The following is a 13,295-nucleotide window of genomic DNA, read 5'->3' as shown; positions in this document are numbered from 1 at the left end:
ATCACGGTCACTTGCTTTTTGCGGCTGACTCTTGCCTGGAAGCATTGCACCTTGTTGCGAGTCTACGGAAAAATAACGAGTCCTGATGAAATTACTGATCACCCCAAGTCCATATCGAGAATTTTGTAAGGTGATCCGGATGAAGACATTGTTTCTTAGCTTAGGCTTAGGGTTGGGCTTAACCCTGGCCTGCAAATCCCCTGCTTTGGCTGTGCCACCAGCGACTGTGACTCAGGATTCACCCGTAGCCTGGTCCCAGGTCGTGGACAGCCCATTTGATGGCAAGGTGATCTACGACAAAAATTTTGGTGATGGCTTTGCTTTTGTCAGTAGCTGGTCAATGCAGGGAATTCGAGCCACCTATACCCGCTACTGGAAGGAGATTGAAGGCTACAGAACAGTCTGGAAATCCAGAAAGGTCCGTCGGGGCGATCGAGAAGAATGGGAAAACTATAGACAACAGGAACCCATCTATCGCAACTATTCCAGTAATCGCACGCCCAAAGCTATTCTGATGTCGATCAATGGGCAGGTCTACACCTATCAGGAAGGACCGGTTTCGCCAGAGTTGGCTCTCGCTCTGGCCACTGCACCACCGGGAAATATGCGGATTCGCCTGGTCTGGGATAACGACGAAGTCCTGGAAACGGAAATTGGCAGTGGAACGGTGGCGGCTTTTAAGGTGGTCTTCCGATAGGGGCAAACCTGCTATTTAGACTGCTCCCTTCGACTTCGCTCAAGGAGCAGTTGGATTAAGCCAAGGACTGAGGCAGTCATGTTCAGCTTCAGAGGCAGGGGTGGTGTGGCTGACAAAAAAAGGGCATACCCCAGGGTATGCCCCCACGCATGAGATTGAGATCTATTCCATCCACTCCGTGTGGAAGGAGCCGGGCTTGTCGGTGCGCTCGTAGGTGTGAGCCCCAAAGTAGTCCCGCTGGGCTTGGGTCAGATTCTGGGGCAGGCGATCGCGCCGATAGCTATCGAAATAATCCAGAGAAGCACTGAAGGCAGGAACGGGGATCCCCAGCTTGGCTGCCACCTGCACGACTTCCCGCCAGGCATCCTGCCGGTCTAGAATGGTCTGCTTGAATTCGGGGGCTAGGAGCAGGTTGGGCAGTTGGCCATTCTCATCGTAGGCATGCTTAATCTTGTTCAGGAAGCCTGCCCGGATGATGCATCCCCCTTTCCAGATCCGGGCAATTTCACCCAGATTGAGGTTGTAGCCATACACCTGGGAGGCTTTGCCCATCAGGGCCATCCCCTGGGCATAGGAGCAGATCTTGGAACAGTACAGGGCATCCCGAATCTTGGAGACGAAGGCTTTGGTGTCGCCGTCGTACTTGCCCGTGGGGCCAGTCAGTTCTTTGGCGGCAGCCACCCGCTCCTGCTTGGCAGAGGACATGATCCGGGCCGTGACAGCGGCAATCATCGTTGGAATGGCTACCCCAATTTCCAGCGCGTCGGCCACGGTCCAGCGGCCTGTACCCTTTTGTCCGGCAGCATCCATAATCAGATCTACCAGGGGCAGGCCAGTGTCTGGGTCAATTTTCCGGAAGATGTCAGCGGTAATTTCAATCAGAAATGAATTGAGTTCTTCGGTAGTGTTCCACTCAGAGAAGACTTCATGAAGTTGGGTGTGATCCAGACCCAGTGTATTTTTTAGCAGATCATAGGCCTCTGCTATCAACTGCATGTCGCCATACTCAATGCCATTATGGACCATCTTGACATAATGACCTGCGCCATCAGGTCCGATGTAGGTGACACAGGGGCCATCATCCACCTGAGCCGCAATCTTGGTCAGGATGAACTCCAGATTCTGGTATGCTTCCCGGGTGCCACCGGGCATCAGGCTGGGGCCGTTCAGAGCTCCCTCTTCTCCCCCACTGACGCCCATGCCAATGAAGGTCAGGCCAGTGGATTCCAGATCCCTGGCCCGGCGGGCAGTATCGGTAAAGAGCGAGTTCCCCCCGTCAATCAGCACATCCCCTGCTTCGACGAGGGGCTTGAGCTGATCGATGACCCCATCAACTGGGGCTCCCGCTTTCACCATAATCAAAATTCTCCGAGGACGTTCCAGGGAGGCAACAAACTCTTCCAGGGTGTAGGCAGCCTTGACGTTCTTGCCTCCAGCCCGATTTGCCATGAAAGCATCCGTTTTTTCGCGACTTCGGTTATAGACCGAGATAGGGAAGCCATTCCGTTCGACGTTCAGCGCCAGGTTTTCTCCCATGACCGCCAGACCGATGACTCCAAAGCTTTGTAGTGACATAGGCTTCTCTGCTAATTCTGCAACTGCTACGGACTGTCCAATTCCCTTCAACTTTAGTCAGCTTTTTCAGCGAGGCCCTCTACCGACAGATTTTCTTTATCTACATCGGGGTCTGCATCAGGAGAGACCTGCCGGTGGAAGGTTTTTACGAGGGGGGTCAGGTGTCGGTGCAATGGGCAGCTTGGAGCTGCTTGATCAGGGTGGGGGAGGGTGGCTCCAGATTGGGCAGTGGCTTGCCATTAAATCTGGCGATGCCCTGGGAGGCATAAATCTGGATCTGCTTCTGGGGTTTTACTACCCCCAGGACTTCAACCCAATCCTTCATCCAGTCCCGTTTGGTTCTGATGATCAAGGTCCGATCGACCCAGAGGCCATTCCCCACCCCCTGACCCCGGGTTAGCTTGATCACCGATAGGCGTGGCGGTGGGTTGGGGGGAACCTCTTCTCCGGGAACGGGAGGCCCGTCGGCATATTGGTTGTTCTGATATGCCACTATGCAGATTTGTCCCCGCATCTTGGATGGGAAAACAGTCAGGGCATATTCGGGGGGGAACAGGTTCCAGTGGTTAACCCAGAGTCCCAAAAACGGTGCAGCTTCCGGATTGATCCTGGCCCATCTGGCTCGATAGGCGGTCAACTCAGCCGGGTAGAAAGGAGGAAAAGGCTGTTTGCCCAGTCCCGATAATTCCAGGTCGTTGGTGATCTGCTCCAGCATCTGCCGCTTCCAGGTTTTGATTTCAGCGGCGGTTAGAGATCGTGGTGGTGTCGTTTTGGGCGGAGTGGCGGCAATAGCAGGGCTGGACAGAAGGGCCAGACTGAGCAGGGTCCAGCGGGCGATCGGGTTTAGGGTCAATTGCATCAGTTATCGTCTCCCATTTCTTTGTCTGATTTGTCCGATCGAAACATTGAGCTGGGCCCCAATCAGCAGTGAGAGGGAGCTGAAGTTGAGCCAGAGGAGCAGCAAAATACCAGCACTCAGGGCTCCATAGGTCAGGCTGAGGCGAGACCCAAAATACTCCAGATACACCCGAAACCCCTGGGAGATAATGGCCCAGGATGCGGCACCTAGGAGGGCTCCTGGCAGCAGGGGAGTTTCAGGATGGCGACAACTGGGGCCAAAGCGATACAGAATACTGAATCCAAGCGCGAGAATGGCCAAGGCTAATACCCAGCGTAATAGGGCCCAGGCATCCAGGAGGAACGGTTGGGACAGGTGCAATTGGTCGGCCAGGAATTGCACAATCAGGTCACTCAAGAACACCAGGAAGGAAGCTGCCAGCAGAATTACCATCATGCCGATCGTCAGCAGTAGGGAAACTAGTTTGGCTTTCCAGTAGGGGCGCACCTGATGCAAAGGGGTGTGATGGATGTGATCCATGGCATTCATAGCCACATTCAGGGCGCTGGATGCGATCCAGACTGTAAATAGAAAGCTGATGGATAAAACACCCCGTTCATTGGATACTCGGACTTGATGGGCAAAGTTGGCGATCAGATCCACCACCTCCTCTGGCACCACAATGGACCACTGATTAACCAGGCCATCCACCTGTTCCCTGGAAATTTTCAGGGTACCGATCAGAGTCAGGATAGCCACCATCGCCGGGAACAAGGCCAGGGCATTGTTGTAAGCCATCTCAGAAGCCAATCCCAGTAGCCGTTGCTTCACCACTCCCTGGGCCACTCGGTTAAAAATTTTCCAGTTAAGGTGATGGCGGAAGAGGTGGAACATGGGAATTAGGTGCCGAATTAAGTGCTGGGAATAGCGCGGAGGAAGTCGGGCAGGTAGCTACGATCGCAGAGGGAATGGAACATGGGTCCATGATCGGCCAACTCTACAATACTGAGGGCTCCAACTGGCATTGCGAATCGATCTCGGTAGCGCCCGACATCGATCCCCATTAATTCACACAACATTATGCGAATGGTGGCCTTATGGGACACAATCAGGACATTACCATTCGGGTAAGTGTGTTCAATTTCTTCAATCACCCGTCCACAACGGCGGGCAATATCCACGGCCCGCTCTCCGTTGGTGGGAGCGTTCCAGGCCGGGTCAGCTAACCAGCGAACGTAGTCATCATGGAACTCCTGATTAATCAGATTGGGATGTTTGCCCTCCCAGTCCCCATAGGTGATTTCCTTCAGCCCATCGCGGATCTGAATTTCCAGTCCTGTCGCCATCGCGATCGGTTTGGCCGTTTGAAGGGCTCGGCGCAAGGGGCTGACAAAAATTGCCGTCCAGTCATGATCCCCATAGGCTTTGGCAAAAGCCTTGGCCATATCCAATCCTTCTGGGGTCAGGCCGGGATCATTTTCGGGTGTGCCAGAGTACCCCCCTGTCAGGCTGTAAGCGGTCAAACCATGGCGGAGAAAGTAAAGCATTAACCTCATATATCTGTGTTTAATCTCACAAGGAAGGGGAAGCAGGAAGCAGCAAACCCCAACTGCAATGATCTTAGATATGGAACTTTGAAGTTTGAACTTTAAACTATGAATTTTGTATTATGGATGATCGACCCCCCGTAAGCTCACAGGAAACCCCCCTCTGGGATCGCATCAGTACCAGCTCTCTGGTTCGTTTCCTGCTGTTTTTTACGTCAGGTTGGGCATTGGTGACCCTGCTCGAATATTTTGAGTACGTCATCTTTACCTTCACGATCGCAGCCATTCTCGCCCTTTTACTCAACTATCCTGTGCGCTATCTAGAGCGGTTTCTGGGTCGCGGGGCAGCCTTGGGAATTGTGATTGTGCTGAGCTTGGTGCTGGTGATTGTGCTCCTGGCTGGGGTTAGCCTCACCATTACCACCCAACTTCAGCAACTGGTCAATCAGGTCGTTGTGGCCATGAGTTCCTCCACGACACCCTTAAGCCAACTGCAAGACTGGCTGATCGATCGCAATGTGCGCCTGGACCTGGAACCTCTAGCCGCTCAAATCAGGAATGCGCTGGCTTCCAGTACAGGACTTCTGTTTAGCTCACTGCCGTCCCTGCTGAATAGTTACATCACGTTCATTGTGATTCTGGTTGTGGCCTTTTTTATGCTGATTGATGGCGGCAATCTCTGGAAGCTCTTGCTGAAACTATTGCCCAGCAAATATCGGGAACGTTTTGCCACCGCTGTACAGAAAAATTTCCTCGGCTTTTTCCAGGGTCAATTCCTGATCTCTGCCATCCATAGCGGCAGTATTTTCATCATTTTTCTGGTTCTTCAGATTCCCTTTGCCCTAGCACTGGCCATTACCTCTGGCGTGTTTAACCTGATTCCCGGCATTGGTGCGACTTTGGGGATTACGATTGTGGTTCTGGTGATTTTGGTGCAAGGGGGGTGGTTGATTGCCCTCAAGGTGGCGATCGCTTGTGTCGTTCTACAACAGCTTCAAGATAATCTCTTGGCTCCGAAGATCATGCAGAGCACAGTTCATTTGAATCCTGTGGTTGTGTTTTTTGCGCTTCTGGTAGGAGCCAGAATTGCCGGATTTCTGGGGGTCTTCCTGTCTGTGCCGATCGCAGGAGTCATCGTCAGTTTGCTGGATATTGAGGAGATGCAATCCGGGTCTCCGCCGGAGGAGCCATAGACGAAGGCTACGGGCTGTTCTTGCATCTGTGCCCCATCTGGCACAAACCCGCAGCCTTCGACATCGACACCCGGTGTCTAGGCCGGGTATCGAGGCCGGGTAGGGCATCCCGAATTTTGGCGGATGAAGCGTAATCAAGCACTTACCAGCTTGACTTAACCACACCAGGCAGCAATCCCTGGTGAGCCATTTCTCGCAACACGTTACGGGACAGACCAAAATCCCGATAGAACCCTCGGGGGCGACCTGTCACCCAACAACGGTTCCGGAGACGGGTAGGGGCACTATTGCGCGGTAGTTGCTGAATCTTGCGGTGGATCTCAATTTTCTCTTGCTGCGAGGTGGTACTGGCAAACTGTTCTAACAACTCTTGCCGCTTTTGAGCGTACTTGGCAACGAGTTGCTGCCGATTTTTTTCCCGCTCAATCATGCCCTTCTTAGCCATGAAACTCCCTTAAAAGTTGATTTTTTCACATTTCACAATCCATAATTATAGCCATAGAAACCCTGAATTGCAATAGCTCACGGGCCTCTATTCCGCTCTATCCGATCAAAAAACCGATGCAGTCGGGCACCAGACGCAGGCCGATATCGTTAAAATTAGGCCGAGTTATGGTTCAACATGAAAAATTTTGAGCTACTATGAGAGCCGAGACTTTGTATTCGGTGCTCAGTTGTACTGGTAACAGTATTGACAAAGTAGCAGTATTGACAGACAACTCTCCGATATCTAAATTCTCTGCATCATTTTCCTGGAGTAGTTTATGTCAATTTACGTTGGAAACCTGTCTTACCAGGTGACTGAAGAGTCCGTAGCAGATATCTTCTCAGAGTATGGTACGGTTAAGCGGGTTCAACTCCCTGTTGATCGTGAGTCTGGACGGTTACGGGGCTTTGGGTTTGTCGAAATGTCTTCCGAAGCTGAAGAAATGGCCGCTATTGACGCTCTTGATGGAGCTGAGTGGATGGGTCGCGATCTCAAGGTGAACAAGGCTAAGCCTCGCGAAGAGCGTCCTGCTTCTGGTGGTGGTAATAGCTGGGGTAACCGTGGTGGCGGTGGTGGCGGTGGTGGTAACCGGCGCAACGATCGTCGTTACTAGTCCGCACCTCGCGAGGGTTAACCTTCATAGACTTCCAGCAGAGCAGGGGGAGTTACCCTGCTCTGCCTGGTTTTATTAGCTTCGTTTCTTACTTAACTGTTGGCACAGAGAGGGGTTTTTGCATGACTCAGGTAATTTTGGGCGAAAATGAAGGGATTGAGTCGGCTCTACGTCGTTTCAAGCGTCAAGTTTCTAAAGCCAACATCTTTGCGGATATGAAAAAAAATCGTCACTTTGAAACTCCTCTGGAGAAAGCAAAGCGTAAAGCCATTGCCCGGCGGAAGAAGCGGCAGTTTCATTCCTGAGCATAGGTTGGTCTGAAGCATCAAGGTTGTAATTGGGAGCCAGGAGATTCAGTCCCGTTAGGGGCAGGGCTACCTGCGTAAATTGGGCCAGTTGCCCCAGGAAAGTGATACCCGTTCAAAATGAGTTTTCATCCTGCGCCTCACCGGAGGGGTTGCATGTATGAGCTGTGCGGGAAACATAGCTCTGGAATTTATATGCCTATGGGATCAGTTCCTTGTGTGTCCTGCCTGGCTGGGGTAGCTGCCCTATCTCTATTCGAGTGTTACTCCCTTCAGAAAGGCTATAAGCTGAATAGAGATTTTGACTGTTGTAATACCCCTGAGTGATGGCGATGATCCTGCAGTCCCTGGTTAGCCTGATTCTGGCGATGGGTTTGTTTTGGTGGTCCGTTCCAGCTCAAGTACCCGGAAAATATCCCCCACCGTTATCGTTCAGCAATGCTCAACTGACCCAACGGAACTTTTCCGGTCAGATGTTGCGGACTGCTGAATTTTCCAATGCCAATATGGAATTGACTGACTTCTCGCAGGCGAATCTGGAGGGTGCTGTTCTCAGTGCTTCTAATATGACCCAGGCCAATCTGCGCGGAGCCGATCTCACTAATGCACTGGCAGATATGGTCAATTTCAAGGGAGCCGATTTGGGAGATGCCGTTTTAGTGGAGGCGATCCTCCTCGGCTCCGTTTTCCAAAATACGGATATTACGGGGGCCGATTTTACGGATGCCATTCTGGATGGAGCACAGGTGAAAGAACTGTGTCGGCGGGCAGAGGGGATTAATTCTAAAACGGGGGTGGCGACCCGTGATTCTCTGGGGTGTTGATGGTGATGCAGACAACCTCTTCTGAGATGCGGCGGGTCGGGGTGATCGGGGGTGGCCAACTGGCCTGGATGATGGCAAAGCCAGCAGCAGCCCTGGGCCTTAAACTGGTCGTTCAAACTCCTCACACCACTGATCCCGCAGTTGCGATCGCCACCCACACCATTCTGGGTGCTGTGGATGATGCTGTAGCAACCGCCCAACTGGCCAGTTCCTGCGAGATCATCACGTTTGAAAATGAGTTTGTTGACCTGCAGGCTCTGAGCGCTCTGGCCCAACGGGGGGTGTGCTTTCGCCCCCAACTGGATGTGCTGACCCCTCTGCTGGATAAGTACACGCAGCGCTGTTTTTTGCGAGATCTGGGGTTGCCAGTTCCCCATTTTTACCCGCTGGAATTATTGCCTGATCGAAGTGACCTTGCCTTGCCCCTAGTGCTGAAGGTGCGACGACATGGCTACGATGGCCAGGGAACGTTCATCATCCGGGACCCGGTGGCCCTGACGACCACGCTGCAACAGATCGGCCATACTGATGTCCTGGTAGAGGAATTTGTCCCTTTTGAACGGGAACTGGCTGTGCTAGCCGCTCGATCGGAAACGGGTGAGATCGTAGTTTATCCCGTCGTCGAAACCTATCAGAAAAACCAGGTCTGTCAGCGGGTAATCGTACCGGCTGAGGTTAAACCCGAAACGGTGAAGGACGTGACTGCGATCGTCTACACCCTCCTGGACAGGCTGAATGCGATCGGCCTGTTTGCGGTTGAGTTGTTTCTCACGGCGACGGGTCAGGTGCTGGTGAATGAAATTGCCCCCCGCACCCACAATTCTGGTCATTACACGATCGAAGCCTGCCGCACATCCCAGTTTGAGCAGCACCTGCGGGCTGTCTGTTCTTTACCCCTGGGCAGTCCAGCGTTGCTTTGTTCTGGGGCTGTGATGGTGAATCTTTTGGGTTTCGAACAGTCCTGCAGTGACTATGCTACCCGGCGAGAACAACTCGCTGCTCTGCCCCACGCTTCTGTTCACTGGTACGGGAAGACCGAATCTCGACCGGGGCGTAAGCTGGGCCACGTCACAATGTTGTTACCTGATGGAACCGGCATTGATCGCCAGAGTTGGGCTCTGGCCATGGCCCAAAAAGTCGAAGCCATCTGGTATGGACCTTGAAGTAGGGTTGTCCTCATTTGTCAAGACTGTTGTCTCTTCGAGAACCTTGCTAGGATGGGTGATAGGTTCTACTGCGGCGTTGGTGACTGCCAATAATGTTTTATGATCTATGTTTTTGGAATAAGGGAACCTTAACAAGCGCTGGCAGCAGTAGACCGGGCATGTACCCGGAAACTTTAAGCCAGCCTACGGTGCCCACCTGGTTTTTACCAGGTCAAAAACTGAGGTAAGACGGCGTTGCGGGGAACTTCACTTAGAATTTCGTTAAGACCATCACGGCCTCAGGTGATTGACTCCGGTCATAGCCTCAGGACGTGATTCTTATTGCGGGGTTTAGGATCACCCGCCCTGTGTCTGTATTCGCTCACATTTTTTTGAGCATTTGTGCGGACTTGGCAACTACAACAGGTTAGGATAGAGCAATCTAAACCCATAACGACTCTGAGATCAGTAGTTTGCCCCAGATACCCCGTGATTTCCCGTTTCCGGCAAGCATCTCCAGGCTGGACAATGGTTTAACCGTGATTCATCAAGAATGTTCTGTGACGGAAGTAACGGTTGCAGACATCTGGGTTCGGGCAGGTGCCATGATTGAGCCGATCGAATGGCCTGGCATGGCTCACTTCCTGGAACATATGATTTTCAAAGGCACTGAGAAACTGGCTCCCGGCGAGTTTGATTGGCTGGTAGAGAACCGGGGCGGAACTAGCAACGCAGCCACCAGCTATGACTATGCCCACTATTTCATTACAACTGCCAGTCAGCACCTCCCAGAGACCCTGCCTTACCTGGCTGACCTGGTGCTCCAGGCCAGCATTCCAGATGCAGAGTTTGAACGGGAGCGGGATGTGGTTCTAGAAGAAATTCGTCAGTCCCAGGATGACCCGGACTCCGTTGGCTTCCAGATCTTGATGGAAACGGTTTATCAGCAACATCCCTATGGTCGTTCAGTATTGGGCACAGAAGTCGGGCTGATGCGGCATTCTCCGGATACGATGCGGATTTTTCACCGCGCCCATTATCAACCCAACAATATGGCCCTGGTGATCGTAGGTGACATCAGTCAGGACGCCGCTCTGGAACTGGCCGATCGCTCGTTCCAGTTCCTCCCACCCGCTCCCTGTCCCTTGCCTGAAGTGGAGGCAGAACCTCCCATCACCCGCATTCGTCAGGAAGAAGTCTACCTCCCTCGCCTGGAAGAGGCCCGCCTGATGATGGCCTGGATTGGCCCAGGGATTGAGCAGTCCTTCCAGGAAGAGCATCTGCGGTGGGCCTGCGGTCTGGACGTTATATCAGCGCTGTTGACCGAAGGACGTACCTCCCGGTTGGTTCGGGAACTTCGTGAGGAACGGCATCTGGTCCATCACATCACCAGTAGTTTTTCTCTCCAGCGGGATTCCAGCCTGTTTACGATCATGGTCTGGTTACAACCGGAGGATATTGATCGAGTCCAGGCCATTATCTGCGATCGCCTCACCCAGTTGACCTCCCAACCCATTACCCCAAGTGAACTGGAGCGTTGCAAGCGGCTGATCCGAAATGATTTTGTCTTCTCTACAGAGATGCCCGCCCAATTAGCAGGGTTATATGGGTACTACAATACGATCGCCCGCCCTGAGATGGCCGTATCTTATCCTGAGATCGTCCACTCTCTGCATCCAGAGGAATTACAACACCTCGCCAGCCGTTATCTCTCCCCCTATCACTATGCTGCCGTCATGATGAAACCCATGTAAATGGTCATTGGTCATGTGTACTTTTCTGCTGGAGCAGTTTGAATGACAACAAGTACTCGTAAATACTACTGTTAAAAACAAATGACAAATGACAAAATCCTCTATAAAAAACCGATAAAAGGAATTCTTTAAGCGTGAACTCTCGTGTAACTCTCGTCCAAAATCGTCCCATTCATCGCACAGTCTTAAGTAACGGGATGGTAGTCCTGGCCGTTGAAAATTCTGCTGCCGATATCATTTCAGCTCGAATTTTTATCCGGACAGGAACCCTTTGGGAATCTCCTCAAGAAGCTGGAATTTCTCACCTGTTTGCCTCAGTATTAACCAAAGGAACTGAACAATTTTCCTCTTTAGAAATTGCAGAACGAATTGAATGTACAGGGGCTGGTCTGGGTGCCGATGCATCGTCTGATTATTTTTTGTTGAGTCTGAAGACGGTCTCTCCAGATTTTCCGGAGATGTTGGATCTGGCGGGTCACATTTTGCGATCGCCCACCTTTCCAGAAAACGAGGTAGACCTAGAGCGTCGCCTCACACTCCAGGCGATTCGATCTCAGCAAGAGCAGCCCTTCACCATTGCCTTGGACCAATTACGTCAGTCTATCTATCGGGAACACCCCTATGCCCTTTCTGGTCTAGGGACGATAGAAACGGTCTCCAGATTGACCCGCAAGGATCTCCAACATTATCACCAGACCTATTTTCGACCTGATAACGTGATTGTCAGTATTGCGGGTCGAATTACGCCGGAGGCCGCGATCGCTCTGGTCGATCAGGTGTTTGGTAATTGGCAGATTCCAGCAGAACCGCTCTCTCCACCCTCTATGCCCCGGCTGACCTATGATCCTCAGGTCACAACGACGGTTCAAGATACGAAGCAGGCGATCGTCATGCTGGGTTATCCAGTCCCCTCCGTGCATAGCCCAGATTACGGGGCTTTGAAACTCCTCAATACCTACTTGGGGAATGGGCTGTCCAGCCGCCTGTTTGTAGAATTGCGGGAGAAGCGTGGCCTGGCTTACGAGGTTTCAGCCTTCTACCCAACCCGATTGGAGGCGTCTCACTTTGTAGCCTACATGGGCACAGCCGCAGAAAACACATCTGTTGCCCTAGACGGCCTGAAAGCAGAAATCGATCGCCTCTGGACTGCTCAATTAAGTTCGGGTGAACTGGAGGCAGCCAAGAACAAATTGTTGGGGCAATATGCCCTGGGCAAGCAAACGAATGCCCAGATTGCTCAAACGGCAGGCTGGTATGAACTGCTGGGTTTGGGGGTTGAGTTCGATGCCCAGTTCCGGAACCTGGTTACTGCTGTTACGCCAGAAGAGGCGCAGGCTGTAGCCAGTCGTCATTTCTCGATGCCTTATATCTCCCTGGTGGGTCCGGCGGTGGCCCTTGGCGTCCCAGAGTAATTGTCCCCATTAGAGGCGTTGTCAGGAGGTATTGCATGCCATGCCCTGACGGGAACAGCAGTGTTTGGTTTATTCCTCTTCAGGATCAGGCAAGGGGGAAGTGTCCTCCCGGAAATGTCGGTAATACTGTTGCAGGTGGGCCAGGGCAATGGTGGTTTCTACCTGAGCAAATTCTCTGTAGAATCGACTGACGCTATAGAAAGGGCTGGGGGTTGCCAGAACGATGACCCGATCGCCCCACTGTTCCAATGTATCCATTAGTTCCATAGGGGCGACGGGTGCACAGAGCCAGACTTCTCCAGCTTGCTGGGCGCGCAGGGCCTGAACGGCCACGGCCATGGTCATCCCTGTGGCAATGCCATCATCCACCAAAATGGCAATTTTGCCAGATGGGTTGATGCGAGGGCAGCCACAGGCAAGCTGCTCCATCTGGCTCCTGGCCTTAAATTTGGCTTTCTGAAGGGCAACTTCGTAGGAGTCTGATGGTGTCGATCCCATCCTATGAGCAGACCACAGCACATGCCCATCGGCAGTCACCGCCCCGATCGCCAGTTCTGGATTTTCTGGCTGGGTAATTTTTTTGGCCACAACGATATCTAAGGGGCAGCCCAAGCGTTCTGCCACTGGCTCTGCCACTGGTACTCCCCCGCGTGGCAACGCAAATACTACGGGTGAGGCTGCAGTGCGAGTTTGGAGGTGTTTAAGCTCTACTTGTACTGCTTGAGCCAGCCTTTCACCCGCTTCCCGACGATTATGAAACAGCGGAGAAGGAGACATAACCCTGGATTGGGGTTTGTAAGAATGCTTTTATCATGACTGATTTTGGGCCGATCGACCTTAAAAATTGACGATCAACTTAATTTAGGACCGGACTCAGTGGAGCCATTCTATTTAGGCTATCAAGG

The 13,295-nt window shown here is 52.5% G+C and carries 14 protein-coding genes and 1 other RNA gene; 9 read left to right on the top strand and 6 right to left on the bottom strand.

Annotation, left to right across the window (positions count from 1 at the left end; genetic code table 11):
- Positions 1-139 precede the first annotated feature (139 nt).
- Positions 140-697 (top strand): hypothetical protein, encoded by a 558-nt coding sequence (locus BST81_RS18180; protein WP_075600043.1) that lies wholly within the window; start codon positions 140-142, stop codon positions 695-697.
- 162 nt (positions 698-859) lie between these two features.
- On the opposite strand, the gene gndA is transcribed toward BST81_RS18180, so the two are convergent.
- The 4 genes from gndA to BST81_RS18160 form a co-directional block, all read right to left on the bottom strand.
- Complete coding sequence (gene gndA / locus BST81_RS18175; protein WP_075599929.1) at positions 860-2,272, bottom strand: NADP-dependent phosphogluconate dehydrogenase; 1,413 nt, start codon at positions 2,270-2,272, stop codon at positions 860-862.
- 157 nt (positions 2,273-2,429) lie between these two features.
- A complete protein-coding gene (locus BST81_RS18170; protein WP_075599928.1) occupies positions 2,430-3,131 on the bottom strand; it encodes a hypothetical protein in 702 nt (233 codons plus the stop codon).
- Positions 3,132-3,134: 3 nt separating this feature from the next.
- Positions 3,135-4,004, bottom strand: coding sequence for a YihY/virulence factor BrkB family protein (locus BST81_RS18165; protein WP_075599927.1), 870 nt, complete (start codon positions 4,002-4,004; stop codon positions 3,135-3,137).
- A gap of 17 nt (positions 4,005-4,021) precedes the next feature.
- On the bottom strand, positions 4,022-4,657 hold the full coding sequence (locus BST81_RS18160; protein ID WP_290439450.1) for a histidine phosphatase family protein: 636 nt from the start codon (positions 4,655-4,657) through the stop codon (positions 4,022-4,024).
- Between the two features lie 122 nt (positions 4,658-4,779).
- Between BST81_RS18160 and BST81_RS18155 the strand changes: the two genes are divergently transcribed.
- Entirely contained in the window at positions 4,780-5,850 is a 1,071-nt protein-coding gene (locus BST81_RS18155; protein ID WP_075599925.1) for an AI-2E family transporter, read from the top strand.
- A 142-nt stretch (positions 5,851-5,992) separates the two neighbouring features.
- On the opposite strand, the gene rpsN is transcribed toward BST81_RS18155, so the two are convergent.
- On the bottom strand, positions 5,993-6,295 hold the full coding sequence (rpsN, locus tag BST81_RS18150) for a 30S ribosomal protein S14 (protein WP_075599924.1): 303 nt from the start codon (positions 6,293-6,295) through the stop codon (positions 5,993-5,995).
- Positions 6,296-6,614: 319 nt separating this feature from the next.
- Between rpsN and BST81_RS18145 the strand changes: the two genes are divergently transcribed.
- From BST81_RS18145 to BST81_RS18115, 7 genes are all read left to right on the top strand, one after another.
- Positions 6,615-6,950: an RNA-binding protein gene (locus BST81_RS18145; protein ID WP_075599923.1), complete on the top strand. Its 336-nt coding sequence runs from the start codon at positions 6,615-6,617 to the stop codon at positions 6,948-6,950.
- Positions 6,951-7,072: 122 nt separating this feature from the next.
- On the top strand, positions 7,073-7,255 hold the full coding sequence (gene rpsU, locus BST81_RS18140) for a 30S ribosomal protein S21 (RefSeq protein ID WP_075599922.1): 183 nt from the start codon (positions 7,073-7,075) through the stop codon (positions 7,253-7,255).
- 326 nt (positions 7,256-7,581) lie between these two features.
- The gene (locus BST81_RS18135) at positions 7,582-8,079 is read left to right on the top strand and encodes a pentapeptide repeat-containing protein (protein ID WP_216351386.1); all 498 of its coding nucleotides are present in this window, start codon (positions 7,582-7,584) and stop codon (positions 8,077-8,079) included.
- 5 nt (positions 8,080-8,084) lie between these two features.
- Positions 8,085-9,242 carry a 5-(carboxyamino)imidazole ribonucleotide synthase gene (locus tag BST81_RS18130; RefSeq protein WP_253188368.1) on the top strand — a complete coding sequence of 386 codons (1,158 nt, stop codon included), beginning with the start codon at positions 8,085-8,087 and terminating at the stop codon, positions 9,240-9,242.
- Between the two features lie 65 nt (positions 9,243-9,307).
- Positions 9,308-9,492: non-coding RNA, 6S RNA (gene ssrS / locus BST81_RS18125), on the top strand.
- A gap of 271 nt (positions 9,493-9,763) precedes the next feature.
- Positions 9,764-10,978: a pitrilysin family protein gene (locus BST81_RS18120; protein ID WP_253188367.1), complete on the top strand. Its 1,215-nt coding sequence runs from the start codon at positions 9,764-9,766 to the stop codon at positions 10,976-10,978.
- Between the two features lie 134 nt (positions 10,979-11,112).
- Positions 11,113-12,390, top strand: a complete 1,278-nt coding sequence (locus tag BST81_RS18115; protein ID WP_290439449.1) for a pitrilysin family protein — start codon at positions 11,113-11,115, stop codon at positions 12,388-12,390.
- Between the two features lie 69 nt (positions 12,391-12,459).
- On the opposite strand, the gene BST81_RS18110 is transcribed toward BST81_RS18115, so the two are convergent.
- Positions 12,460-13,167: a phosphoribosyltransferase family protein gene (locus BST81_RS18110; protein WP_075599918.1), complete on the bottom strand. Its 708-nt coding sequence runs from the start codon at positions 13,165-13,167 to the stop codon at positions 12,460-12,462.
- Positions 13,168-13,295 lie beyond the last annotated feature (128 nt).

The sequence above is a fragment of the Leptolyngbya sp. 'hensonii' genome, assembly GCF_001939115.1.
In the GTDB taxonomy this organism is placed as follows: domain Bacteria; phylum Cyanobacteriota; class Cyanobacteriia.
This window is presented reverse-complemented; position numbering and strand designations above follow the sequence as displayed.